Origin of the sequence: Brevibacterium sp. JSBI002, assembly GCF_026013965.1 — a bacterium.
Classification (GTDB): Bacteria; Actinomycetota; Actinomycetes; order Actinomycetales; family Brevibacteriaceae; genus Brevibacterium.
On sequence record NZ_CP110341.1, the window covers coordinates 3,290,065 to 3,315,337 of the forward strand.

At 65.6% G+C, this 25,273-nt stretch carries 24 protein-coding genes and 1 riboswitch; of the genes, 12 read left to right on the forward strand and 12 right to left on the reverse strand.

Going from position 1 to position 25,273, the window contains the following annotated elements; all coding sequences use genetic code 11:
* Positions 1–40: 40 nt before the first annotated feature.
* On the reverse strand, positions 41–1,069 hold the full coding sequence (locus LJ362_RS14925; protein WP_264799809.1) for a GTP-binding protein: 1,029 nt from the start codon (positions 1,067–1,069) through the stop codon (positions 41–43).
* 45 nt (positions 1,070–1,114) lie between these two features.
* Here LJ362_RS14925 and ykgO point away from each other — a divergent pair, with 45 nt between their 5' ends.
* A complete protein-coding gene (gene ykgO / locus LJ362_RS14930) occupies positions 1,115–1,237 on the forward strand; it encodes a type B 50S ribosomal protein L36 (protein ID WP_139467916.1) in 123 nt (40 codons plus the stop codon).
* Here ykgO and LJ362_RS14935 read toward each other — a convergent pair.
* Positions 1,218–1,841 carry a molybdenum cofactor guanylyltransferase gene (locus LJ362_RS14935; RefSeq protein WP_264799810.1) on the reverse strand — a complete coding sequence of 208 codons (624 nt, stop codon included), beginning with the start codon at positions 1,839–1,841 and terminating at the stop codon, positions 1,218–1,220. The genes ykgO and LJ362_RS14935 overlap by 20 nt on opposite strands.
* Before the next feature lie 143 nt (positions 1,842–1,984).
* Between LJ362_RS14935 and LJ362_RS14940 the strand changes: the two genes are divergently transcribed.
* Positions 1,985–3,709: an amidase gene (locus tag LJ362_RS14940; protein ID WP_264799811.1), complete on the forward strand. Its 1,725-nt coding sequence runs from the start codon at positions 1,985–1,987 to the stop codon at positions 3,707–3,709.
* 4 nt (positions 3,710–3,713) lie between these two features.
* Here the strand turns inward: LJ362_RS14940 and LJ362_RS14945 are convergent, their stop codons facing one another.
* Complete coding sequence (locus LJ362_RS14945; protein WP_264799812.1) at positions 3,714–4,448, reverse strand: DUF998 domain-containing protein; 735 nt, start codon at positions 4,446–4,448, stop codon at positions 3,714–3,716.
* Between the two features lie 99 nt (positions 4,449–4,547).
* Here LJ362_RS14945 and LJ362_RS14950 point away from each other — a divergent pair, with 99 nt between their 5' ends.
* Positions 4,548–5,321, forward strand: a complete 774-nt coding sequence (locus LJ362_RS14950; RefSeq protein WP_264799813.1) for an isocitrate lyase/PEP mutase family protein — start codon at positions 4,548–4,550, stop codon at positions 5,319–5,321.
* Between the two features lie 66 nt (positions 5,322–5,387).
* Positions 5,388–6,149 (forward strand): VOC family protein, encoded by a 762-nt coding sequence (locus LJ362_RS14955; RefSeq protein ID WP_264799814.1) that lies wholly within the window; start codon positions 5,388–5,390, stop codon positions 6,147–6,149.
* Positions 6,150–6,249: 100 nt separating this feature from the next.
* Here the strand turns inward: LJ362_RS14955 and LJ362_RS14960 are convergent, their stop codons facing one another.
* Together LJ362_RS14960 and LJ362_RS14965 are read right to left on the reverse strand one after the other, a co-directional pair.
* Positions 6,250–8,388 carry a RecQ family ATP-dependent DNA helicase gene (locus tag LJ362_RS14960; RefSeq protein ID WP_264799815.1) on the reverse strand — a complete coding sequence of 713 codons (2,139 nt, stop codon included), beginning with the start codon at positions 8,386–8,388 and terminating at the stop codon, positions 6,250–6,252.
* Between the two features lie 51 nt (positions 8,389–8,439).
* Positions 8,440–8,913, reverse strand: a complete 474-nt coding sequence (locus LJ362_RS14965) for a hypothetical protein (RefSeq protein WP_264799816.1) — start codon at positions 8,911–8,913, stop codon at positions 8,440–8,442.
* 147 nt (positions 8,914–9,060) lie between these two features.
* Here LJ362_RS14965 and LJ362_RS14970 point away from each other — a divergent pair, with 147 nt between their 5' ends.
* Positions 9,061–9,645, forward strand: coding sequence for a TetR/AcrR family transcriptional regulator (locus LJ362_RS14970; protein WP_264799817.1), 585 nt, complete (start codon positions 9,061–9,063; stop codon positions 9,643–9,645).
* Between the two features lie 146 nt (positions 9,646–9,791).
* On the opposite strand, the gene LJ362_RS14975 is transcribed toward LJ362_RS14970, so the two are convergent.
* Positions 9,792–10,691, reverse strand: a complete 900-nt coding sequence (locus LJ362_RS14975; protein ID WP_264799818.1) for an ArgP/LysG family DNA-binding transcriptional regulator — start codon at positions 10,689–10,691, stop codon at positions 9,792–9,794.
* 70 nt (positions 10,692–10,761) lie between these two features.
* Here LJ362_RS14975 and LJ362_RS14980 point away from each other — a divergent pair, with 70 nt between their 5' ends.
* Both LJ362_RS14980 and LJ362_RS14985 read left to right on the forward strand, forming a co-directional pair.
* The gene (locus tag LJ362_RS14980; protein ID WP_264799819.1) at positions 10,762–11,361 is read left to right on the forward strand and encodes a LysE/ArgO family amino acid transporter; all 600 of its coding nucleotides are present in this window, start codon (positions 10,762–10,764) and stop codon (positions 11,359–11,361) included.
* A 29-nt stretch (positions 11,362–11,390) separates the two neighbouring features.
* Positions 11,391–11,879, forward strand: a complete 489-nt coding sequence (locus LJ362_RS14985) for a hypothetical protein (RefSeq protein ID WP_264799820.1) — start codon at positions 11,391–11,393, stop codon at positions 11,877–11,879.
* Between the two features lie 286 nt (positions 11,880–12,165).
* On the opposite strand, the gene LJ362_RS14990 is transcribed toward LJ362_RS14985, so the two are convergent.
* Positions 12,166–14,223 carry a YhgE/Pip domain-containing protein gene (locus LJ362_RS14990; RefSeq protein ID WP_264799821.1) on the reverse strand — a complete coding sequence of 686 codons (2,058 nt, stop codon included), beginning with the start codon at positions 14,221–14,223 and terminating at the stop codon, positions 12,166–12,168.
* Positions 14,224–14,381: 158 nt separating this feature from the next.
* On the reverse strand, positions 14,382–15,239 hold the full coding sequence (locus tag LJ362_RS14995) for an ATP-binding cassette domain-containing protein (protein ID WP_264799822.1): 858 nt from the start codon (positions 15,237–15,239) through the stop codon (positions 14,382–14,384).
* 435 nt (positions 15,240–15,674) lie between these two features.
* Between LJ362_RS14995 and LJ362_RS15000 the strand changes: the two genes are divergently transcribed.
* Entirely contained in the window at positions 15,675–15,935 is a 261-nt protein-coding gene (locus tag LJ362_RS15000) for a hypothetical protein (protein WP_264799823.1), read from the forward strand.
* A 309-nt stretch (positions 15,936–16,244) separates the two neighbouring features.
* Here the strand turns inward: LJ362_RS15000 and LJ362_RS15005 are convergent, their stop codons facing one another.
* The 3 genes from LJ362_RS15005 to LJ362_RS15015 form a co-directional block, all read right to left on the reverse strand.
* The gene (locus tag LJ362_RS15005; RefSeq protein WP_264799825.1) at positions 16,245–16,835 is read right to left on the reverse strand and encodes a DUF805 domain-containing protein; all 591 of its coding nucleotides are present in this window, start codon (positions 16,833–16,835) and stop codon (positions 16,245–16,247) included.
* Between the two features lie 279 nt (positions 16,836–17,114).
* Entirely contained in the window at positions 17,115–18,428 is a 1,314-nt protein-coding gene (locus LJ362_RS15010; protein ID WP_264799826.1) for an MFS transporter, read from the reverse strand.
* An 89-nt stretch (positions 18,429–18,517) separates the two neighbouring features.
* The gene (locus LJ362_RS15015) at positions 18,518–19,006 is read right to left on the reverse strand and encodes a MarR family winged helix-turn-helix transcriptional regulator (protein WP_264799827.1); all 489 of its coding nucleotides are present in this window, start codon (positions 19,004–19,006) and stop codon (positions 18,518–18,520) included.
* Between the two features lie 126 nt (positions 19,007–19,132).
* Positions 19,133–19,261, forward strand: a riboswitch (FMN riboswitch).
* A 113-nt stretch (positions 19,262–19,374) separates the two neighbouring features.
* Between LJ362_RS15015 and ribD the strand changes: the two genes are divergently transcribed.
* From ribD to ribH, 4 genes are all read left to right on the forward strand, one after another.
* Positions 19,375–20,469, forward strand: a complete 1,095-nt coding sequence (gene ribD / locus LJ362_RS15020) for a bifunctional diaminohydroxyphosphoribosylaminopyrimidine deaminase/5-amino-6-(5-phosphoribosylamino)uracil reductase RibD (RefSeq protein WP_264799828.1) — start codon at positions 19,375–19,377, stop codon at positions 20,467–20,469.
* 52 nt (positions 20,470–20,521) lie between these two features.
* Positions 20,522–21,238, forward strand: coding sequence for a riboflavin synthase (locus LJ362_RS15025; protein ID WP_264799829.1), 717 nt, complete (start codon positions 20,522–20,524; stop codon positions 21,236–21,238).
* Positions 21,231–22,661: a GTP cyclohydrolase II gene (ribA, locus tag LJ362_RS15030; RefSeq protein ID WP_264799830.1), complete on the forward strand. Its 1,431-nt coding sequence runs from the start codon at positions 21,231–21,233 to the stop codon at positions 22,659–22,661. Before LJ362_RS15025 ends, ribA begins: the two co-directional genes overlap by 8 nt.
* Before the next feature lie 65 nt (positions 22,662–22,726).
* Positions 22,727–23,230: a 6,7-dimethyl-8-ribityllumazine synthase gene (ribH, locus tag LJ362_RS15035; protein WP_264799831.1), complete on the forward strand. Its 504-nt coding sequence runs from the start codon at positions 22,727–22,729 to the stop codon at positions 23,228–23,230.
* 171 nt (positions 23,231–23,401) lie between these two features.
* Here the strand turns inward: ribH and poxB are convergent, their stop codons facing one another.
* Positions 23,402–25,117 carry a ubiquinone-dependent pyruvate dehydrogenase gene (gene poxB, locus LJ362_RS15040; protein ID WP_264799832.1) on the reverse strand — a complete coding sequence of 572 codons (1,716 nt, stop codon included), beginning with the start codon at positions 25,115–25,117 and terminating at the stop codon, positions 23,402–23,404.
* Positions 25,118–25,273 lie beyond the last annotated feature (156 nt).

Genomic DNA, 25,273 nt, shown 5'->3' on the forward strand with positions numbered 1-25,273 from the left:
TCCGGAACACCGCCTCGGCGTCAGCCTCAGAGCGTTGGCGTCATCCGCGGTGGACGGAGTCCCACACGGGGAACTCGTCGTGATACTCCAACCAGGACATCGGACCCGCCAGAAACTCGGCATCGGTGAGGACGGCGCGGTCGAGCGCTTCGCACAGCCCCGCCTCGTCGAGGTCGAAGCCGATGAAGGCGAGATCCTGACCGAGCGCCAACAGCTCTGCACCGGGCAACGGATCAGCGGTCAGCGGTGAGAACGTCAGCAGCGTGCCTGCCTGATCCCAATGCGCGGTCACATAGGGTCGGGAGGCAAGCTTCGCGAAGCCGGCTGAACGGACGATGCGCCCCCAGCACCCTTCGCCGAGAGCCGCACTCAGCACTGCCCGCAGTCGCCGCGGGTGGAAGGGTCGCGCTTGTTCGAAACGGCAGGCGCGGACACCTCCCGACCGAGCCGGGGGCCGAAACTCCGAGTTGAGTATCGCCGTCCATCCCGCGGCGGGAGGGCGGTGCCCGAATTGCCAGCACACCGGCTCATGCACCGCGCCGTCGCGCAGGAGAAAGCGCTCGGCCTCCGGTGCCAGGTGCGCGATCAGCCCGATGGCCGCCTCGGCCCCGACCGAGTCGGCAGCATCGGGCGACAGCAGAGCAAGTGTCGAGGCGAATTCGATCTGCGCAACCAGGGTTCCTGCGCGCACGTCCGAATCGAGATCGCTGTGCAGGCAGGCAAGATCGAGCACGCAGACGAGGTCGGTGAGCACGGCTCGCGTGTCGGGGGCGCTCAGGGCCCCGATGATCTCCGCACAGTCCGTATCTTCCCCATATTCGAGGACGAACCCGTGCACCCCGGAGGTCATGCCGACCAGTTCGACGAGGCGGTCGATCGCCTCGATGCCCTGCTCCGTCTGCTCCGCCGGCACGAAGACATGGCCGCGTTCCCTGGCCAGACCCATCGCATAGCGCCTGCGTTCGGCGGCGCAGAGTCCGACGACGGCGATCGCTTCGATTCCGTCGACGATGGGACTCCGGCCGCGCTCGTCTGATCCCTGCATTCGCTTCCCTTCGTTCGAAAACATAGTATTGACTCTAATGATACTCATTCTCATTAAGGAGTCGCACTCATGAAGGTTCGTCGTTCGCTGCGTTCGCTGAAGTCGTTGCCCGGTTCGCAGGTGGTCCGCCGGCGCGGTCGCGTCTACGTCATCAACAAGAAGAATCCTCGGTTCAAGGCCCGTCAGGGCTGAGCCGGGCTCGAATCGCTTCGAGCTCGGCTGCAGTGTCGAAATCACTCACCACGTCCGGGTCCACGGCGACCACCGTCGGATCGAGACCGCTGAACAGCAGTTTCACCGCTCCATCTGTGGGGTCGCCGATCTCAGTCAGACGGGCACGCAGCAGCCGAGTCGGCCAGGCCGCGCAGAGGAACTGCGTCTTCCCGCGATCGTCGGTGCCCGTGGCCGGACATCCGGTGGCCCGGCACGTGGAGATGAGCTCACCGAGGTGGCCCGCCGTGATCAGCGGCATGTCCCCCGCCAGGACAAGGGTGACATCGGCCGTCTCGGCCGGGAGGGCCGCCTCCGTCGGCATCGCCGCGACTGCGGCCGCGATCCCAGCCAACGGTCCCGAGAACTCGGGTTCCTCCCTCACGATGCGGACGCTTTTCTGCTCCGTTTCCGAGAGTCCGTCTGCGGGTCCGGCCACCCACACCTCGGCGTCGGCTGCCGCACCGCGGATGCTCTGCAGGATCCGAGAGATCGTCGAACGTCCCTCGACCTCGACGCCGGGTTTGTGAACGCCGTCGAAGCGTCGCGAACGGCCGCCGGTGAGAATGATCGCGTTGACCGTCATGCCCCGATCGTACAGTCCGCGAATACCGCACTCAGCACCCCGCAGACAACGAAATCCGCAGCCCATCCTCGGCGAATCGGCGCTACTCTGGGCAGGAACACACCCACATCGCGCACGCACCGTCGAGTGCCCGGAGGAAGATCATGTCGAAGTTCGATGTCGTCGAAGCGTCCATCGCCGATCTGCGAGCCGCCCTCGAGGACGGCCGCACCACCTCGGTGGAGCTCGTCGAGGCCTATCAGGACCGGGTCGCCGCGTTCGACGGTCCCGACACCGACACGAAACTCAATTCCGTGATCGTGAAGAACCCGCAGGCACTCGCCGAGGCGGCCGCCTCCGACGAACGGCGCGCAGCCGGTGAGACGCTCGGCCCCCTCGACGGGATTCCGTACACCGCGAAAGACAGTTATATGGTCGCGGGCCTCACCGTGGCCTCCGGATCACCGGCCTTCGCCGACCTCATCGCGCAGAAGGATGCGTTCACGATCGAACGTCTGCGCGCCGGCGGCGCCATCTGCTTGGGACTGACGAACATGCCGCCGATGGCCAACGGCGGCATGCAGCGCGGACTCTACGGTCGCGCCGAAAGCCCCTACAACGCCGACTGGCTGACCAGCGCCTTCGCCTCCGGTTCCTCGAACGGTTCGGGCACGGCCACGACGGCGAGCTTCGCAGCCTTCGGCCTCGGCGAGGAGACCTGGTCCTCGGGTCGTGCACCGGCGTCGCACAATGCGCTCATCGCCTACACACCCTCGCGCGGGGTCATCAGCGTGCGCGGAAACTGGCCGCTCGTGCCGACGATGGACGTCGTCGTCCCCCACACGCGCACGATGGCCGACCTCGCGGAGGTTCTCGACGTCATCGTCGCCGATGACGAACAGACTCGCGGGGACTTCTGGCGGGTCCAACCCTGGGTGGACATCCCGAAGGCGAGCGCGGTTCGCCCTGACTCCTATGCCGCACTGCTTCCGGAATCGGTCGCGGCGGCTGGGTCGGTGTTGGCCGGCAAGCGTCTTGGGGTCCCGCGGATGTACATCAACGCCGATGACGAAGCCGGGACGAACCCGGACGGCGGTATCGGAGGGCCCACCGGACAACGCGTAGAGACCCGCGCCTCGGTGATGCGGGCCTGGCAGTCGGCGCGAGCCGATCTCGAATCCGCAGGCGCCGAGGTCGTCGAGACCGACTTCCCGGTCGTGAGCAACTACGAGAGCGACCGTCCCGGTGCGCCGACGATCGCAACGCGGGGGTTCGTCACCGCCTCCTACCTCGATCGGGAGATCAATGACCTCTCGTCGTGGGGATGGGATGATTTCCTCGCCGCGAACGGCGACCCCAATCTCAACACCCTCGCCGAGGTGGACGGAGCCTTGATCTTCCCCCACCCGCCCGGTGCGCTGCCGGATCGCTACGTCGGGTTCGACGATGACATCGCGACCTACCCTGAGCAGGTGCGCACGCATCGCTACGCCTCGGTCACGGAGATCCCGGAGCTCGAATCCGGTGTGCGTGGGCTCGAGGAGACCCGCCGGGTAGACCTCGAGGAATGGATGGATGAGCAGGGCCTCGATGCGGTGGTCTTCCCGGCGATGGCCGATGTGGGGCCGGCCGATATGGACGTCAACGAAGCGTCTGCCGATCTCGGTTGGCGCAACGGCACATGGGTGGCCAACGGCAACCTCGTGCCCAGGCATCTGGGCATCCCCTCGGTGACGGTGCCGATGGGCACCATGTCCGATACCGGGATTCCCGTGGGCCTGACGATCGCCGGACGCGGCTGGGACGATTCCGCGCTGATCGAGATCGCCGCGGCGTTCGAAGCAACCGGTTCCCGCCGGCAGGTGCCGCCGCGGACTCCGAGGCTGTAGAGCTTCAACGCCCGGAGGCGAGTTCGCGTTTTCGCCTGGAGGCGTCGCGCAGCTGCATCCATCCGGCGAGGATGAACCAGATGAGGAACGGGTAGGACGCGGCTCTCTCGACGATCCCGACCGGCAGGTTCCAGGTATCGGGAGCGGCCAGGAACAGTGCTCCGGCGAGACCGAACGCGCCCAGTCCGAGCGTGAGTCCACCGAATGCGACGGGACCGATCCAACGTTTCTCGGGCCAACGGATCAAGGCGATGCCCGCCGCGAGCAGACCGAGATTCTGGATTGCGGATCCGCCGAAACCGAAGACAGCATGCAGAGTCGGATCGATATCGGCGGGGACCATCCCGGTTCCGGCCAACAGCATTCCGCCGGCGGCGAGCAGGAAGGACCCGCACCTGCCCCAGCGACTCGGGGCGATCCAGTCGTGCCAGATGAAGGCGATGATCGCGAGCATCGATCCGGCGATGATGGAAACACCGTTGACGAAGGGATGAGCCGGTGAGCAGACCTCGATCGGGGTACCGACGTCTCCCCAGTCCCCGCATCCGGTCATCCCCAGATGGCTGATGGGCTGCTGAGTGAACGAATAGCCGCCTTCGGACATCAGCGCCGCGGGAATCTCGATGAGGATCGTGGCAATGCCGGCAAGCACGGCGAGGAGTGCCCATACCCGCTCGGGTTTGGGCGAAACGCGGATGGTGCCCGAACCGGCCACCTCTGCTCCTCCGTACGGCGACATCGGATGTTGTTCACGCTATCACTGCGCCTGCCTGAAACCTTCTGGTGAACCAGTCCGACCCCTGGCGTGTCGAGGCACAACAGTGGAAAAGTATTGACCATGGTCGATTACACGGTTCTCGCCGAACGCGCTTTCACCCTTCTGCAGGGACATCACCAGGACGAACCTCTCGTGCTGCCGACCGTCTGGGACGCCTGGTCGGCTCGTGCGATGGTCGATGTCGGTTTCAACGCTTTGAGCATCGGATCGCACCCGCTCGCCGATTCGCTCGGTCACGGCGACGGTGAGCAGATGACGCTCGAGCAAGCGCTCGAGGGGATCTCACGGATCACCTCGGCGGTGAATGTTCCCGTCACCGCGGATCTCGAATCCGGATACGACACCCCCGCTCCCGAACTCATCGCCGGTCTCCTCGACGCCGGAGCGGTCGGTGTGAATATCGAGGACACGGTCCACAGTCGGGGCAGTATGCGCAGCCCAGAGGAGCACGCCGAATACATCTGGAGCCTGCGCCAAGCAGCCGAGGCTCAACGGGTCCACGTCGTCATCAACGCCCGCACCGACGTGTTCAAATATCCCGGCGACTTCGAAGACCCCACCGCCGAGGCGGTCCGACGTCTGCGTCTGTGCACCGACGCCGGCGCGGACTCCGTCTACCCCGTCCGTCTGCCCGATGTGGGCACACTCAAGTCGATCCTCGCGCAGATCACTCTGCCGCTCAATGTCACCGCGCACCCGATCAAGGGCGCGGTGCCCGAAGAACTCGACCTCTCACAGCTCGCTGAGCTCGGGGTCGGGCGCGTGACCTTCGGTCCGCTTCTGCAGGCGGCGCTGACCGACTGCTTCGCGGATTTCACGTGCGCTTGGCAGTAGGGTCATCCCGCTGCCGTCGGCACCATTCACTGCAACTCACCTCCACCCATCACAAGAGGAGACGCAATGCCTGCCAACCCCCGCGAAGGCCAGCCGATCTGGATCGACTATGTCTGCCAGGACTTCGAGGCCGCCCAGAACTTCTACAATCAGCTCTTCGGCTGGGAATTCACCGACATGGGTGAGGACTTCGGCCACTACAACATGATCACGAAGGACGGCGGCAACGTCGGCGGCGCCATGCGCGCCATGAACATGGACGGCACTCCGAGTCCGGAGATGCCCACGGCTTGGTCGACCTACCTGCACACTGGGGACATCGCCGGAGTCCACCAGGCAGCGTTGGGTGCCGGTGGTGCGGACGTCGTCGGCCCGATGCCCGTCGGCCCGCTCGGCCAGATGGCCGTCGTCGTCGATCCGACTGGTTCGCCCATCGGCATGTGGCAGCCCGGTGAGTTCTCCGGCTTCGATACTCCGCTCTCACCGGGAACTCCCGTGTGGTTCGAGCTCATGACGACGAACTACCAGGCAGCGAATGATTTCTACGCCAAGGTCTTCTCATTCGACATCACTCCGATGGAGGGCTTCCCGTACTCGACGCACGGCGACGGTGACGCGGCTGTGGCCGGGATCTGTGACGCCAGCGAGTGGGCACAGAATTCCTATTGGCGCACCTACTTCAACGTCGAAGGCGCCGATGCCTCGGCAGCGAAGGTGACCGAGCTCGGCGGCAAGGTGCTCGCCGGTCCGGAAGACTCCCCGTACGGACGCATCGTCACGGTCACCGATCCGGAAGGCGCGACGTTCCAGCTGCAGCAGAATCTGTGACCGTCACCAATCGATGTGATCCGCTGCGGCGGCGATCTCCTCAAGCCGCAGGCTGAGGAGATCGCCGCCGCAGCGGTCTTCCCTGTCGTGCTCCGCGACCTCAGGCCCGCAGAGCGAGCGCGAACGGCAGCACCGAGGTAGCTCCTGCCTGCCGGAGCAACCGTGCGCACACCGTCATCGTCCACCGCGAGACGACCTCGTCGTCGACGAGCAGCACTGACTTCCCGGCCACTGCCTCCTCGACCTCCGGAGGAACAACGAAGGCTTCGTAGAGGTCCTTGACGCGGAAGGCACTGTTGACATCAGGTGTGCCGTGGTCGCCGACCTGCAGCAGCTCACCACCGTCCACGAGCCGACCGGCCACGGCGAGATTCGCGCCCAGAGACCGCACCGTCACGGGACGGCGATTGCTCGGGATCGACACGACCACCTCGGGCCGTGTTCTCCATTCCCACTGCGCCAGTACTTCAAGACACCACTTGCCGATCTGACCGGGCACCTCGGCGTCGGGAGCGTCAGGCGCGAGGAACGACCGCAGGGTCTGCCCCTGCCCGAGGTCGGACAGGCGGGCGATGGCACGTCCCTCCTCGGCGAGCTCTTCAGCAGGGATTCGACCTTTGAGCGGGACCCCGATGTTGGCCAGGCCGCTGGGCCAGGTGCTGCGCGGCTCGATCGGTAGACCGATCTTGTGCAGGTTACCGGCCGCCGCTTGGCGCTGTTCGTCGGAGATCTCGGCAGAGAACCACACTCCCGCACAGTTGTCGCAACGACCGCAGGGTTTCGGGTCGGGATCGTCGAGCTGACGGATGAGGAACTCCATCCGGCACTGCTCTGTCGCCTCATAATCGAGCATGGCCTGGGCCTCTTCGGCGCGGACGGCCGCGACCTTTTCGTACCGTTCCCGGTCGTAGGTCCACCCCAGCCCGGTTGAGACGTACCCGCCCTTGACCTTCGACACCGCGTCTTCGACTTCGAGGGTCTTGAGCAGCAAGTTGAGTCGGGAGCGTTTGGTTCCGACCAAGGTCTCCAAGCGGGCCACGGAGAGGGGGCCGTCCGCCTCGGCGAGGGCGGCGAGCACGGCGTTCGCATCGTCCTGGTTCGGCATCGATGCGGTCGCGAAGTACTCCCAGATCTGTTCGTCTTCTGCGCCGGGCAACAGGAGGACATCGGCGGAGTCCGTGGCGCGGCCGGCGCGACCGACCTGCTGGTAGTAGGCCACGGCCGACGACGGCGCGCCGATATGGATGACGAAACCGAGGTCGGGTTTGTCGAATCCCATGCCGAGCGCCGAGGTGGCCACCAGCGCCTTGATCCGATTGTCCTTGAGCTGCTGCTCGAGCTCCGCGCGTTCTTCTGCATCGGTCCGGCCCGTATAGGCGCGAACTTCGTGGCCCTGTTCGCGCAGCATTCGGGTGATGTCCTCGGCGGCGGAGACGGTGAGCGTGTAGACGATCCCGGACCCGGTGAAGTCGCCCAGATGGGAGGCCAGCCAGGCGATGCGGGCACTCGCGTCGAGCCCGGGGAGGACACCGAGGCGCAGGGAATCGCGAGCGAGTTCGCCGCGGACGACGGTGGTGTCGTCGCCGAGCTGTTCGGCGACGTCGGTGACGACGCGGGAGTTCGCGGTCGCTGTCGTCGCGAGCACCGGAGTATCGCGAGGCAGTTCGGACAGGATCCGGCCGATGCGACGGTAGTCGGGGCGGAAATCGTGGCCCCAGTCGGAGATGCAGTGGGCTTCGTCGACGACGATGAGGCCGAGGAAGGCCAGCAGCTGCGGCAGCACTTCGTCGCGGAACTGCGGATTGTTCAGCCTCTCCGGGGAGACGAGGAGAACGTCGAGGCTGCCGGCCTTGAGGTCCTCGAGCACGGAATCCCATTCGGTGACGTTCGAGGAATTGAGGCTGGCGGCACGGACTCCGGCACGTTCGGCCGCGGCGATCTGGTCGCGCATGAGCGCCAGCAGCGGGGAGATGATGAGGCTCGGCCCGGTGCCTGAGGCTCGGAGCATCCGAGTGGCGACGAAGTACACGGCGGACTTGCCCCAGCCGGTGCGCTGGACGACGAGGACGCGCTTCTTCGCCTGCACGAGGTCGCGGATCGACTCGAGCTGGCCGTCGCGGAACTGCGCGTTCGGGTTTGCGGTGAGTTCGGCGAGGATGCGCTGCGCCTCGATCGCGAAATCGTCAGGGGCGCCGGGCGAGCCTGCAAGAGGCGGGGATGTCGGGGTGGATTCCGTCATGGGGCCAGTCTAAGTGGAGGGTGTGACACGACCTGACCGAACGGCCGTTCCTCAGCGCAGGGCGAGCTCGATGCCCAGGGTGGTGAGCACGCCGAAAAGGATGCCCCAGAGGATGATCGAGATGACCTGCCAGAAGGCTACGGCGTTGCGGTTCGCGCCGAAGCCGACCATCGCGGACGATGTGATCTGCGAGGGCAGGAGCGTCTGGCCGAGCAGCGAGACTCCCGGCACGCCGAATTTGTCGAACATGCGCTTGAGCCGCTGTCTCTTCGGCTTCTCCTCGACCTCTTTGTTCTTCGTCGCCTTGTCGCGGATTGCACCTGCCCCGTAGACGAAGGCGAGCATCGAAATGACATTGCCGACGATGGCCATGAGGATGGCGACCACGGGGTGGAGTCCGATCGCGACACCGATGACTGCGCCGAAATACGACTCGACGAAGGGGATGGCCGAGACGAGCAGTACGCCCGCCCACTGCAGCCAGTCGGGGATGTTTCCGGCGAATTCCTGCAGACTGTCGATCATGAGGGCTCTCTCTTCTTCCGTTCGGGTCCTCTGGTCGGGTCAGCACACTGTTCCTGCCGCGCCGTTTCGACGCCTTGGCACACCGTACTAGTACAACGTACTATACACTGAGCGAAAGCATCGTTGTCAATGAAGCGAGGAGCCCGGTTGTCAAAGCGAGACGACATCGTCGCCGCAGCCATCCGCCTGGCCGAGGGGTCGCAGCCAGGACAGGCGAACCTCAGCGTGCGCGCCGTGGCCAAGGAAGCAGGGGTCGGACCATCGACGCTGCGCCATTACTTCCCCACCCAGGCAGACCTCCACGAAGCAGTCGCGAGGCGCTCGATCGACACCGTCGTCAAGGACTTCTCCATCGCTGATGTGAACCGCGCCCCGACCGACCGGCTCTATGAGTGCTGCGCCCAGTTCCTGCCGACCCATGAGCATCGAGATGTGCAGCTCGAAACCTGGTTCTCCATGCACCTGCATGCCCTCGGGGCGGAGAAGCGGGCAGTGTCCCGGCGCCTCCTCGAACACGGTCACCGCGTCACTTACGACAGCCTGCATCGCTGGCTGAATCTGCTCTCCGAGGAGGGATACCTCGACCCCACCGAGGTGGCATCGACCGCCACAGCGCTCTTCACGACCGTCGACGGCATCGCCCTGCACTCGATCATCTCGCCCGAGGCCATGACAGTCGACGCCGCACATGAGCAGGTCAAGTGGACGATCAGCAAGCTCCTCAGCTCCTGATCGGCCGCCACTCCGCCACTTCGTGCCCGCGCACCGCGACTTCTCAGAGGCTGCAGAACTTCTTGGATGGTCGTTTTGGTCACGCTTCGCGCAGAATCCCGTGACCATTTCGCCCACCCAGCGTAAGGGGAAGCGGCCTCACCCGCTCACCGCATGTCGGCGGCCGCGCGGCGCAGCGCGTCGGTCAGGCGAGAGAGCTTGTCCGAAGCCAGCGTCCAGTGGTGCCAGTACAGCGGGACGTCGATATGCGGCTTCGTGCCGATCTCGACGAGGTCGGCTTCGAGACCGTCGAGCTGCATGACCGGAACCATCCCCCAACCGAGGCCCGCCTCCACCGCGGCTGCGAACTCCGCTGACCCCGGCACGACCGACATCGGCGGTCGACCGTCGACACCGCAGCGGCGGAGGAATTCGAACTGCAGGTCGTCGTCCTGTCCGAAATTCACCATCGGCAACTCGGCCAGATCCGCCTCGGTGCCGGTGGAGTGCCGATCGAAGAGGGAACGTTCGGCCACGGCGGTGTAGCGCATCGTCCCGAGCTCGGCGACCGTGGTCCCGTACCCGCCAGTCGCCGTCGAGGTGATCGTGCCGAGCACCTCCCCCGATACCAAGAGCGGCAGCGCTTTGTCCTGGTCGACCATCTCGATGCGAAGGACGACATCGTCCCAGCCGGCCGCCTCGGCGAAGATCGGGCGAAACCACGTCGCCATCGAATCGGCATTCACCCCCACCCGGAGCACGGTAGGCTCACGACCCCGGTCACCGGATCCGCCCGGCCCGAGGGAGTCGGCGTCAATGCCGTGCAGCCGGTCGAGCGCCTCGGACTCGAGCAGCTCGACCTGCCTGGCATAACGGAGGATCGCCTGCCCCGCCTCGGTGACGGTGATCGGATTCGTTCGTCGGATGAGCACCTGCCCGAGGCGGGACTCGAGCGTGCGGATGCGCTGGCTCGCCGCCGAGGCGGTGATGCCGAGAACGAAGGCCGCCCCTTCGACGGTGCCTTCGTCGACAGCGGCGGCGAGGGCCTTGACGTGCTCGATGTTCATGAAGCAATTGTGCATCAGATGTGTATTCTGTTGTTTTTCTTCTGATCAGTCGGTCTCTACTGTTGAGTCCGTGCTCACTCATTTCTTCACCGGACTCCTCACCGGCTGGTCCCTCATCATCGCCGTCGGCCCGCAGAACGCACTCCTGCTGCGGCAGGGGATCCGGCGCGAGCACCTCGGCGTCGTCGTCACCATCTGCATCGTCGCCGACGTGCTGCTCATCGCGGCGGGCACGGTGGGGATCGGGGCGATCGTGCTGCTGGCGCCGTGGGCGCTCGAGGTCCTGCGCTGGCTGGGTGTGGCCTACCTGCTGTGGTTCGCGTGGACGAGCCTGAAATCGGCGCGCGAAGCAACTGGGCTGGAGGCGGACACACACCAGCGGACCCTCAAGTCCATCATCGTCACCACTCTGGCGTTGACGTTCCTCAACCCCGGTGTCTACATCGACACCGTCGTTATGCTCGGAAACCTCGCGAATCAGCAGGGCCCGGAGGGGGTATGGCCGTTCACATTCGGGGCGATGCTCGGCTCGATCAGCTGGTTCCTCGTCATCGGCTACGGTGCCCGCGGGCTCTCCCGCTACCTGGGACGGCCGCGGGTCTGGCAGGTCCTCGACGTCATCATCGCCGTCGTGCTCGTGCTGCTGGCCGCGCGGCTGGCGCTGGGGTAGCTGGGAAGTCTCCGAGGTGGGAGCTGGAGGTGCGCGATCACGTCGAGGCTCCTCCCGAGCTGAGCGAGCACTTGCAGATCGTCCGTGCAGCGATAACGAACCGCAGCGGATTCTTCCTCCGCGCCGAAACGATGCACGAGAACATGGCCTATCTCATGAGCGTAGGTTCGATGCGCGGCCATCACTATGCCCAGCGATCGCACGGCGAAATGTTCGTCGACATGCTCACGGGCCGTTTCATGGACCTGGGACTGTGGATCCTCGACGAGCCGGAGAGCGCCCTGTCGTTCACGGCCTCGCTGACTCTTCTTCAGCTCATCCGCGAACGCCAGCGGAAGGGCCTGCAGACAGTCATGGCCACCCACTCGCCCATCCTCGCCCGAGCCACAGAAGCGAAGATCGTCGAGGTCGGCGACTGGGGCTTGCGCGAATCCCGATGGGAGGACCTCGACATGGTCGATCACTGGCGCCGCTTCCTCCACGACCCTCAGCGGTATCTGCGCTACCTCGGCGGCTGAACTGCGGCCTACGCCCGCGATGCGGGCGACGACCCCACTCCTTGCGCTGCTGACACCCGCAGCTTGCACCAGGGAGGGTCCCAACACCTCGGCGGCGCCTGCTCGAGCACCTCCCCACCGGGCATCGCTGGATTGTTGGGTCGATCCGCGGCGTTTCACCTCGCGAAAACACCGTCGATCGACCCAACAATGCGCAAATAGCGTCTGGCGCCAGCCGCTGGCAGCGCCCTGGCACCCCAGTGACCGCTGGGGCGGGGCCCCTGGGAGGCCTCGCAATAAGCCCGGCCTACAGCTGCAGGCTCGGGTGGAGCTGAGTGAGAGTGACCATACGCTTGCGACTGCAGACCACGGTTGTGGCGACCAGGCAGATTGCAGTCATCAGCAGCAGGACCACTGCCGCCTGCGCGGCGATGAACATGTCGCCGCCGGCGACCAGGGTCCGCAGGCCCTTGACCGCGTGCGTCATCGGCAGGAACGGCGAGATGATCTGGAAGATCTTCGGTGCCGTCTCCACCGGATAGGTTCCGCCTGCCGAAGCGATCTGCAGCATCAGCAGGACCAGGGCGATCAGTCTGCCGACACCGCCCAAGGCCGCGACACACAACTGGTGCACGGAGTGGAAACACGCCGCCGCGAGCATCGAGAACAGCAGCGTCCACAGCCACGCTCCGGCCGAGAAGTCCAAGGTGAATGCGAGGATCGCATAGAGAACTGCGACTTGAGCGATACCGAAGAGCAGCCCGGGAACGTAGCCGGCCCAGGCGATGCGCGACGAAGTCGCCGATGAGAACAGCGCCCGATATGGAATGGCGTTGATGACCATATAGGTGATCATTCCGCCGATCCACAGGGCCAAGGAGACGAAGAACGCGGACAGTCCCTCGCCGTAGGCGTCGACCGCGTTGTCCTTGACCTTGTCTGCATCGACGGGAACAGCCACGACATCCGAACGGTTCTCCCGGTCCTTCTTGTCATAGGTCGGGATCTGCTCGAGTCCCTTCTGCAGACCATCGGCGAGTTCGCCGGAGCCGTCATCGAGTTTGCCCGCGCCCTTGTCGAGTTCGGTCGACCCGTCAACGAGCTGTTCCGAACCGTCCTTGAGATCACCGGCTCCGTCCTTGGCCTTCGCCGTGCCGTCCTTGAGCTGGACGGCACCGTCATGGAGGTCACCCGCTCCCTTGGCGAGCTTTCCCGCGCCTGCGTCGAGCTTGATCAGCCCGGAGTGGAGGTCGTCGGCACCGGTCGCGACCTTCTGCGCTCCGTCGTCGAGCTGACCGATCTTCTTATCCGCCGTGCGGATCTTGTCCATCACCCCGTCGACCGCGTCGGTCAGCTTGTCCTCGAGGCTCTTGGCTTCATCCTTGGCATCGGAGGCGCGCTTGTGCGCGGAATCGAGGTCCTCGCCGAGGCCGTTGGCATCCTCGGCGAGTTTCTTGACGTTCGGGTCGTCCGGATAGTCCTCCTGCAGCTGCTTGATCCGGTCGTCCATGTCCCCGCGCACGGTGGTGCGGGCGTCGTCGAAGTCCCCTTCGGCGCGCTCGAGCTTCGGTCGCGCTCCGTCGACGACGTCGTCGGCCTTGCGTTTGACGTCCTCGGCTTTCTTCGTCGCCTCATCGGCGGTGTCGCGCAGCTCGGAGGTGCCGTCGGCGACCTGCCCGGCACCGTCGGCGAGTTTCTTCGAGCCGTTCTTCGCCTCGGTGGTGGATTTCGCCAGGGTATCGGCTCCGTCGGAGAGGTCGCCGCTGCCTTTCTTCAGCTCTCCCGCACCGTCGTCGAGGTCGATGAGTCCTGTCTGCAGCGTTCCGATTCCTTTGTCGAGCTTCGTCGTCCCGTCCACGAGCTCTCCGGTGCCGTCGTGGAGCTGGCCTGCTCCGTCGTGCAGTTCGGCCGCACCCTCCGCGGCCTTCTCCGTCTCGGAGTGGATATCGTTGAATCCGAGATACACCTGGTTGACGTACTCGGCGGTCGTCGTCTTACTCAGTCCGTCCTTGATCTCGGAGAGGATGGTCCCGGCCATCTGCCCGACGATGAAGTTGTGGGCGTCGTCGGTGCGCAGCCGCAGCCCTGCCTGCTCCGGATCGTCACCGCCGGTCGACACGAGCATCTCGGAGAAGTCCGAGGGGATCTCGAGGACCGCGAAGTACTTCCCTTCAGCCAGCCCCTCGTCGGCTTCTTTCTGGCTGGTCTCCTGCCAGTCGAATCCGCCTTCGCCCTTCGGCGTGATCTCGTCAACGAGTTCCTGACCGGCGTCGAGCTTCTCTCCGTCCGAGTCGGGCTTCTCGGCGCCGGTATCCTCGTTGACGATCGCTGCCTGCAGCTTGTCGAGGTGCCCGGCCGGTCCCAATTCGAGGCCAGGTAGAGCCCACCGTAGATCGACGGAATGACGATGATGACGATCATCGCCAAGCGCGTGATCGTGTGGCGTTTGAATCGTGAGAGTTCTAACCAGGGCAGGGAGAACATTCAGGAATCTCCTCGGATTCGTATACGTGGGCAGGAAGTTCAGTGTTCGGACCCGCGATGAGCGGGAGGGTGGGGCGGCAGTTCGAGGTCGACAATCGACGGCTCCGCGCGGGAGCCGAGCGACCTGGTGGCGATGTCGAGTTCACTCGAGTCCTCGCAGGAGACGATGACCGTGAGCAGGTCCTGGGGATCCCGTGATCTGCGCAGCTGCTGGTAGATGAGGATCCCGGCCCAAGCACGGGCTCGGTCGGCGGATTCGCGCAGGTAGTCGATGTTGTCGATGACGACGACAGGTGGGCGGCTGAGGCTTGCCAGCCCGAATTCGAGGAAGAATTTCTGCAGCTCGCTCAGCTCGGAGACGAATACCTCTCCGTCATCGTCGATGAGGAAGTCCGCGCACTGGGCGTCCTGCTTCGAGAACGTCCCCGGCGGGAGTTCGTCGATCATCTCACCGGCCGTGGTGAAAGTGTCCCGGATGAGGCCGATGACCTCGCGCAATGTCGATTTCGACGCCCACGGCTTATACCAGGGCTGCAGCATGATCTGTCGTTCGGCGACGTGCTGAGCGACCGTGAAATCGTCCTCAAGATCCGTCAGCCCGCCGATATGTCCGACCGCAACCCGCCCGCGCACGGTGCGGGCCTGCTTGCGGATATCGATAGCGCCGAGGCGGCCCTCCCCCGCGGAGACCCGCATCCTTCCAGCCAAGGACAGGAGGAGAGAGGTCTTGCCGCTGCCGGCGGGCCCGCGGACGACGGCGATGGCGCCGGTCGGCACCTCGAGGTCGATATCGGTGAACACATCGCCCTGTTTTCCGGACAGGGACCAGCCGCGCAGCGAGACCGCCGGCGCGTCGATGTCGGCGTCCTCGGCGAGAGTGTCCGTCGTGCTCTCCATAGCCATCGCTCCCAATCGTCTGTGCCTTCGTCGCTCCGGTCAGTGCCGAAGAATTCTGCACCGCGCAGGTGACTGCAGAATACGCCACTACCGGCACGTGGGGGGTGCCCAACGGGCGACTTCATGCGAAATTACCCATTGGTAACTCCAATGAATTCTCTCATGGAAATAGTGGGAGAGTGACCCGAGAAGACCCAGTTGTCACGAATTGCACATCGGTTTCCTGCACAGAGTCCGTGCGGTCTTTCGATGGGACCGCGGCGCCCTCTAGACGGCCGGGACTGCAAGGCGATTTCAGGGGTGGGGTCGCACTAGCGAAGACGTCGATGTCCGTTGTCATACGGCGACGAGAATGAGGAGAGAATGAGCACGGCCGATCGCAATCCCACCGGAATGCACAGACGGTGGGACTGAGCCCTTCAACGCTGGGCCTCGGTGAGGGCGACCGGGATCGTCGCCGGGGGAATCTGGCGACATGCCGTCCATACGCTGCCGATGACCTATTCGGCCGGACTGTGGAGCATGAGCTTCCTGCTGGGCATGCGAACGGCGGCGAGCATGCATCTGGGCCGCCCGGGTCGTGTGCCGGCGATCGAACTGGTCGGCCAGCACTGGTTCTGGCTCGGACTAGCGGTCTGGGCGATGGTCTTCGTCACCATGGTCACCTCATTCGTCAGAGCCCTCCGCAGTCGCTGATCCGTCGGACCTCCTCGGCGGGGCGTGTCAGAAAATCAGCAATCGGCGCCGACGTCGGGTCGGCTCGGCGAGGGGATTGCAGTCGCGCATCGGGCACCACCGAGTTCCATTCCCACCACACGTCGCACCTCACCCCGGTCCTCGCAATGCGCCCTCCCGGCAGCACAACGCCCCGCCGGCGGCATCTTGCACCGATGCAAAGGTGCGAGATGACACTGACGGGGCATGATGGCTGCGCAGCTGTGTTGCGTATCAGCAACTAGACGTGATGCTCCGTCCGAGCACAGGCGCCGCAGTCAGACCTCGAAATCAGGCGTCGAAACGCTGCCCCTCGGGCTTAGGCGGCATGATCTCCATGACGAGCACAACGATTCCGCCGATAGAGGTGAGGGTGAGCAGGTAGAAGAGGCCGGAGAAGCCTGCATCATGGAGGCGGCGCCAGGAGACAGCGATCGACGGCACGATCGTGGCCAGGAAAAACACGCCGAGAAGGACTCCGCCGATGCCCATCAGTGCAACGCCGCCGCCTGAGGGCGCCCCGCCGCCGTAGGGATCGGCGGAAGCAGACGTCGCCATCATCACGGCTCCGATGACGACGAGAATGTAGGGCACCAGCGCAACGAGAACGCAGAACAGCGTCGCCCACCAGAACTCACTGCGCGAGGCCCGCCCGCTGAACTTCGCGTAGTTCTTGAAGAAGCGCTTGACGGCTTGGCCGAAGGATGCGCCGTAGAGCGGCAGTGAGAGGTCATCGGGGCTGGCCGCACCACGGGGTGCGCCACCGTAGGCCTGACCTCCGAAGCCCTGCCCTCCGTAGCCCTGGCCGGCCGGCACTCCGGCTCCTGGCGCCCCTTGACCCGGTGCGTCGGAGTTGTATGCTGCATTCGCGTCGTAGGACATGATGACCTTCATCTGTAGGTGACGTTTCTGGTCGCATTCCGTCGTCGATAAGCAGAGTTCTCTCAGTCGATCTTCAGATTGCGCGAAATCTATTCTGCCCTAGGCTCTCCGTCGATCATTTGTCGAACCGGTTTCAGATCTGCAACACAGCTCTTGATTCACTCACTAGTCATGCTCCGGACACGGAAACGGCGCCCGCACAGATCAACTGTCTGCGCGGGCGCCGCACTCGACATCGGGTTCAGTCCCGGGTGCCCAGCCTCGAAACGGACGTGAGACTCAGGCATCGCCTCCGGTGAGGGCATAAGCCTCGTCGACCGGTGACTCATCGATATGCCCGTCGACTCGACGCAGCTTCTTCCAACCGAGTGAGATGACGACGACCGACAGCAGCACAGCCCCCGCACCGAAGAGGTACGGAGATCCCGCACTGATGGATTCCGATACCGCACCGGCGACGATCGGCGCCACGGCACCGCCGATGAAACGCACACCCGAATAGGTCCCCGAGGCGACCGGACGAGGCAGGTCGCTGACCTCCATCGCTGATTCGGTGAACACCGTGTTGAGCACGCCCAGAAGCATGCCGGCCACGATGATGCAGACGATGATTCCGGCCAGCGACTCGACGAGGAAGGACATCACGCCAAGCAGCACGGCCAGTGCGACCAGGGTGACGATGAGGCTGCGACGACGCCCGATCCGCTTGGTCAGCACGGGAGCGCCGAACACCGAGGTGATCGCCACGCAGATGCCCCAGCCGAAGAAGACGTAGCCGAGACCCATGGCCCCGAAGTCCTCCATGCCCATCTTCGCGGCGGCAGCCTCGACGGGGAACGGGCTGTAAGCCAGCAGAATGAAGAAGCCGAAGTTGTAGAGCAGAGCGGAGACACCGAGGATGGCCACACCCGGGCGAGCCAGCGCACGGAAGGTGGCGCTGAGCCTGATCGGCTCCGCCGAAGCTCCGTTCGAGCTCGTGCCGCTGGGCAGCAGAACGATGATGGCGATAAAGCCGATCGCCATGAGCACGGCGGTGCCGAAGAACGGCCCCCGCCACGAAATGCCGCCGAGGAGTCCGCCGAGCAGGGGCCCGGTGGCGATGCCCACGCCCAGAGCCGCCTCGTAGAGGATGATCGCCTTCTCAGCACCACCGGACGCAGCACCGACGATCGTCGACAGAGCGGTGGAGATGAACAGCGCGTTGCCCAGACCCCAACCGGCACGGAAGCCGATGATCTGGTCGACGGAACCGGAGAATCCGGCCAGAGCCGCGAACGCGACGATGAGTACGAGACCGATGAGCAGTGTGGTCTTCGCACCGATGCGGGAGGACAGGAAGCTCGTGAAGAACATCATTCCGCCGGTGATGAACAGGTAGCTGGTGAACAGCAGCATCGATTGGGCGGGGCTGGCGTCGAGCTCGGCCGAGATAGCCGGCAGGATCGGATCGACCAGGCCGATGCCCATGAAGGCGATGACCGCGGCGAACGCGACCGCCCAGACGGCACGCGGCTGGCGAAGGATCGACGCTCCCGCCCCGGAATCGCCGGGTGTTTCGTCCCCTGGTGTTTCGTTGTCTGCTGGCGCTCTCATCTGCTGGTCGCGTCTCCTTTCCTATGGTGCGTTCCGCTTGCGAAGTCCGCTTCGGAAGCGAGGTTGAAAAACTGAGGTGTGCGCTGCGGCTAGCCCGCGGCCGAGTCGGAGTCCGATTCGTCGTCGGGTTCGTCGACGCCGTCGACCGGGTGACGGTCCTTGAGGAAGTCCGAGACCAGTCCGAGCGCACGATCGACGCTCTGCCGCTCCTCGACGCTCAGCGACTCGAAGTAGGGCTGCATCTGCTCGATCATGATCGACCGGTTCTCCGCCAGCCTCGCCCGTCCGGCTTCGGTGAGAGAGAACTGCGACGCCCGGCCGTCCGTGGGACTGGGTTCGCGCACGACGAGTCCGGCTTCTTCGAGTCTGGCGAGGAGTTTCGTCGCCGCGGGCTGAGAGCTCAGATATCCTTGCGCGAAATGGCCCACCCGTACGGGCTGATACTGCTCGACGACTGCGAGCGCACGCAGCGCCGCCAGCGAGTTCTCATTGCCGATCACTCGTCGAAACGCTCTGGTCAGGCGCGACGAGACGACAACGAGCCGCGACACGAGTTCAGCCGAATCCACATCATCCATAACTTATTTATATACCCGGGTTATGCATTTCGGCAAATCATGGTCACCGCGAGCGCAGCCCCACCCAGATGTCACCATGTGACGGACCTCACGGCCGCCTCGGTGATGGTCATGCTACTCTGGCCTCACATGTTCCGGGGACGGTGAAATTCCGTACCGGCGGTCATAGTCCGCGAGCCGCTCGCATTCGTGCAGGCGGTTGATTCGGTGAAATTCCGAAACCGACAGTCAGAGTCTGGATGGGAGGAGCATGGTGGCCTCGGCCGCTGTGTCTGGTGCAATCGACCGCACCGTCGCACGCGACTGAGACGCCCTGATGGTTGCACCCGCAATATCCTCCCTCCCGGCGAAGGCTCGGGAGGTTTTTCATGGGCGCGCAGCCAGGCGACGCAGCGGAATTCACGGACCTCGAATCCGCGGCGATGACCGCTGCCCTCAATGCGGCCCGCGAAGGTGTTCGCGGAGCGAATCCGCTGGTGGGCGCGGCAATCCTGACAGCCGACGGGCAGATCGTCACCGGTCACCACGGAGGTGCGGGCACGCCCCACGCCGAGGTGGACGCGATCACCACCGCCCACGACCTCGACATCGATCTGACCACCTCGACGCTGTTCGTCACGCTCGAGCCCTGCGCCCATCATGGCCGGACCGGCCCCTGCACCGAGGCGATCATCAACGCTGCGATCCCCTCCGTCGTCTTCGCCGCCCCCGATCCGAACCCATTGGCCGCGGGCGGCGGACAGACCCTCGCCGAGGCGGGGCTGACGGTCCGTTCGGGACTGCACGAAGAGGACTCCCGCGCTCTCAATTCCCGCTGGGTCCGGTCGACGGCCGAGACCCGCCCGTTCGTCTCGGCGAAGATCGCACAGAGCCTCGACGGGGCCGTCGCCGCCGCCGATGGAACCAGTCAGTGGATCACCTCCGCGGAGTCTCGCGCACACGCTCACGAGGTCCGCTCACGCGTCGATGCCGTCCTCGTCGGCACCGGCACCGCCGTGGCCGACGATCCGCGTCTCAATGCCCGCGGCCCGGACGGAATCGCGCTCGACGACCAGCCGCGGCCCGTCGTGCTCGGTACCTCGGAACTGCCTGTCACATCGTTTCTCGCCCTCAACCCGAACACTCTGCAGCTGCGCTCCCCCGATGTCCGTTCGGCCTTGGACGAACTGTACGCCGCAGGAGTGCGCCACCTCCTCGTCGAAGGCGGGCCGACGGTGCTGGGCGCGTTCTTCTCCGCAGGGATCGTCGACGAGGTCTTCTGCTATCAGGCTCCGCTGCTCATCGGCCCCGGCCGCAGCAGCGTCGACGGCTTGGACATCGGCACCCTGTCCGAGGCGCTGCAGCTGATCCCCGACGACACGGAGACACAGGCGGTGTCACGGCTCGGCCCGGACTTCCTGCTGCACTTCACAACTGCGGATCCGGAACCTGTCGAAACCGGCTCCCCCGAACCAGGTACGTAGCCGCCGCACTCCCCCAACCACCACCGACCACCGCCTCAGAATCTGGAGTCACATGTTCACCGGAATCATCGAAGAACTCGGCACCGTCGAGTCCATCGAGCACACGAACGATTCGGCCGCGATCACCATCGACGCCGGCCCCCTCGTCGCCGACCTCGACCTCGGCGGCTCGCTGTCCGTCAACGGAGTCTGCCTGACCTCGACGAGGTGGCCCACCGAGCAGCGTCCCGGCCTATTCACCGCCGAGGTCATGGGCGAGACCCTGCGCCTGACCGGACTCGGCACCTTGACCACGGGCGACCGCGTCAACCTGGAACGCTGCACGCCCGCCTCGGGGCGCTTCGACGGGCATGTCGTCCAAGGACACGTCGACGGACGCGGCAAACTCCTTAACCGCATCGACCGACCCGACTGGTCGACCCTGCGCATCGGGATCCCGAACGACCTCGCACCGCTGACCGCGATCAAGGGGTCGATCGCGCTCAATGGTGTGTCGCTGACGCTCACGGCCGTGTCCGAACCGAGCGCACCCTCGGCGTGGGTGGAGGTCGGCCTCATTCCAGCCACCCTGGCACACACGACGTTCGGCGAGCTGCCGGTAGGCGCGGCCGTGAACGTCGAGGTCGACGTGCTCGCGAAGTACACCGCACGCCTCCTGTCCTTCCGCACCGATGGCGGCGCCGCCGACGCAGTCCCCACTCACTCGAGCCCCTCCTCGGCGGACTCATCGCTTTCGAACAACACCCAGCAAGGAGTCGATCATGACTGATCCCATCGCCCACGCCAGCCGCCTCGATCCCATCGATGCGGCCATCGCAGCCGTCGCCGCCGGCCGACCCATCCTCGTCGTCGATGATGAGGATCGGGAGAACGAGGGTGACCTCATCATGGCCGCCGAGTTCGCCGATCCCACGACGATGGGCTTCTTCGTCCGGCACACCTCGGGCGTCATCTGCGCACCCATGACCGCCGACCGAGCCGCGTCCCTGCGTCTGCCGCCGATGGTCACCGACAACGAGGATCCGAAGGGCACCGCCTACACCGTCAGCTGCGATGCGGTCGGGGTGACCACGGGCATCAGCGCCGCCGAACGCGCCGAGACCGGTCGAGTCCTCGCCGCCGCAGATCCTGATCCGGCAGCCATCTCGCGGCCCGGCCACATCTTCCCCCTCATCGCGAAAGACGGCGGGGTCCGCGAACGTCCAGGTCACACCGAGGCCGGAGTCGAGTTCGCGCGCCTGGCCGGTGCGCAGCCGGTGGCGATGATCGCCGAGGTGGTCCACGACGACGGTTCGATGATGCGCTTCGACGCGGTGCGCGACTTCGCCGACGCCCACCACCTCGTCATGGTCTCGATCGAACAGCTCATCGCCTACCTCGAGCTGCGTGATGCGGATGCGTCGGGCGACTCCGCGGCGGCCCTGTCGTCGTCCGCAGCTCTGTCACCAGCCGCAGCCGCGGCGTCGACTGCGGATGATTCCCGCACCGAGGCGGCCGCCTCGTCGACGGTTTCCGGTGCCCCTGGCGGGAACGGATCGGCAGAAGCGACCGCGGAGGTGGCTCTGCCGTCGGAGCACGGCAGCCTGCGGGCCCGCGCGTTCACGATCAACGGGCATGACCACCTCGGCGTGTTTGCGGGGTCCCCGGATTCCGACGCAGCGGGTCCGGCGCCTCTCGTGCGGCTGCATTCGGAGTGCCTGACCGGGGATGTCTTCGGTTCGCATCGCTGTGACTGCGGTGAGCAGCTCGACCTGGCGCTCGGCCTCATTGCCGAACACGGTGGGGCGGTGCTCTATCTGACCGGTCACGAGGGTCGCGGAATCGGGCTGAGCAACAAGCTGCGCGCTTACGCTCTGCAGGATCAGGGGCGGGACACCGTCGATGCGAACCGGGACCTCGGATTCACCGACGACGCCCGCGACTACCGTGCCGCGGCGACCATCCTGCGCTCACTCGGGCTGACTCGCATCCGCCTGCTCACGAACAACCCGGCGAAGACCTCGGCTCTCGAAGAGCTGGGCATCACGGTGGAAGCCGTGGTTCCGCTCGAGGTCGCGGCGCGGCCGGAGAACACTCACTACCTGGCCACGAAGCGCGAACGCATGCACCACGTGCTCTCGCTCCCGGAGGTCACGGGCACATCCGGCACCGTCGGGGCAAGCCCGAGCAGCGCCGGGGCCGTCGCCAGCTGAAAACCCGCGCACCCACACAACACCCGAACCAGGCTCTGCGGAGCCTTCGAACAAAGGACACGATCATGGCTCATTCCGGAGCACCAGAACTCACCGTCGACGCCGCTGACCTGCGCGTCGCCATCGTCGCCGCCTCCTGGCACACCCAGATCATGGACGGACTCGTCGACGGGGCTCAGCGCGCCGCCGCCGAGGCCGGAGCCGAAGCCACGCTCATTCGTGTGCCCGGCAGCTTCGAACTGCCCGTCGCCGCCGCCCGACTGGCACCGCACGTCGACGCGGTCGTCGCCCTCGGTGTGGTCATCCGCGGCGGCACTCCGCACTTCGACTACGTCTGCCAAGCCGCCACCGACGGCCTCAACCGGGTCGCCATCGACTCCGGCAAACCCGTCGGCTTCGGCGTACTGACCTGCGACACCGAACAGCAGGGACTCGACCGCGCCGGGCTCGAGGGATCGGTCGAGGACAAGGGACATGAGGCGATGACCGCAGCCCTCGTCACCGCTCAGGCCCTGGCGCCGTACCCTCAGATCTGCGCAGGGCTGAGTGGCGGGGGCCGCCTCGGGTGAGTGGGTCGGCCGACCCCGGCTTCCTCAGACCGATCGGACCGCAGAACCTGCTTCCCAACAGATAAGTGTGCGCAGATTGCCCGTTTGGATGTCCCAAGTGGCAATCTGCGCACACTTATCGTGCTGTGCGGCAGGTTGCGCCGGCGGCGCAGGCCCGCGACCTTGCTCAGCTCAGAACAGCTGGCGGAGGTTCGTTCGCGCCAGGTCGATGAGTTCGTCGCCCTTGCCCGAGAGCACCGTGCGGATGGCGTAGAGCGCGAAGCCCTTCGCCTGCTCGACGGTGATCGACGGCGGCATCGACAGCTCCTGGCGTTCGGTGACGACGTCGAGGACCGCGGGCCCGTCGTAGGCCAGGAACTCCTTGACGACCTTCGGCAGGTCCTTGGACTTCTCGACGCGGAAGCCCTTGATTCCGACCGCCTCGGCGATGGTGGAGAAGTTCGGATTCTCGAGCTCCGTGCCGAAGGTGACGAAGCCGGCGGCCTTCATCTCGAGCTCGACGAAGTTGAGCGAGGAGTTGTTGTACACGACCGTCTTCACCGGCAGCTTGTTCTGGGTGAGCGTGATGAGCTCGCCCAGCAGCATGGTCAGTCCGCCGTCGCCGGCGAGCGCGATGGTCTGCCGGTCCTCGTACGCCGCCTGCACGCCGACGCTCTGGGACAGGGCATTGGCCATGGACCCGTGGCTGAAGGAGCCGATGAGACGGCGCTTGCCGTTCATCGTCAGGTAGCGGGCTGCCCACACCACCGGTGAGCCGACGTCCGGGATGAACACCGCATCGTCATCGGCCATCTCGTCGATGAGCCGGGTGAGGTACTGCGGATGGATCGTCCGCTTCGACGGTGTGGCCAGCTCGTCGAGATCCTTGCGGGTCTTCTGATAGTGCTTGGTCAGCGCCTTGAGATGCGTGCTGCTGCGGTTGGGTTTGATCTGCGGCAGCAGCGCTTCGATGGTGTCGGCGACCGTTCCGACCAGCGGAATGTCGACCTTCGTGCGCCGCCCGATCTGAGAGCCGCGCACATCGACCTGGATGACAGTCGCGTCCTCTGGGTAGAACTGCTGGTAGGGCAGGTCGGTGCCGAGCATGAGCAGGGAATCGCAGTCCTTCAGCGCGGCGTAGCCGGAGGAGAACCCGAGCAGACCGGTCATGCCCACGTCATAGGGGTTGTCGTATTCGACGAACTCCTTGCCGCGCAGCGAATGGACGATCGGAGCCTGGAGCTTCTCGGCGATGGCGAGCAGCTCGTCGTGCGCACCTTCGGTGCCGGCACCGGCGAGGATCGTCGTCTTCTTGCCCTTGTTGAGGGCCTTGGCCGCGGCTTCGATCTGGGACGCAGCGGGGACCACGTGCGACGGGTAGGACCTGACCTCCTCGGCGGCGGCATCGATGTCGGCCAGGCCGACGTCGCCGGGAATGACGAGGACGGCCACGCCGCGCTTCTCGATGGCTTCGCGCATGGCGATGCGCAGCAGGCGGGGCATCTGTTCGGCCGAGGAGACGTTCTCAACGTAGACGCTGCAGTCGCGGAACAGCTCGGTCGGATGGGTCTCCTGGAAGTAGTTCGAGCCGATCTCGTCGCTGGGGATCTGTGCGGCGATGGCCAGCACGGGGACCCGCGAGCGCTGGGCGTCGAAGAGCCCGTTGATGAGGTGGAGGTTGCCGGGTCCGCAGCTGCCCGCGCAGACCGCGAGTTCACCGGTCAGGGCGGCCTCGCCGCTGGCGGCGAAGGAGGCGGCTTCCTCGTGGCGGACGTGAACCCATTCGAGTTGCGGGTTGACGCGCAGCGCATCGGTGAATCCGTTGAGCGAGTCACCCGGGATTCCGTAGACGCGCTTGACTCCGCTGGCTACGAGGGTATCGACGATGTTTCTGGCGACGGTGGGCATTGACTTCCTTCCGTTGAAACATGGCGCCGGGGCGCTGTCGCCAACCCCGGCAGGGCTGCCCCACAGGTGGGGCATTGACCGCGCTTTCAGTCTAGCCCCGGTCTCTCCCGGTGCCGCTGTCCGATTCCTCACCCTCTGTGACAGAGATTTCCTCGC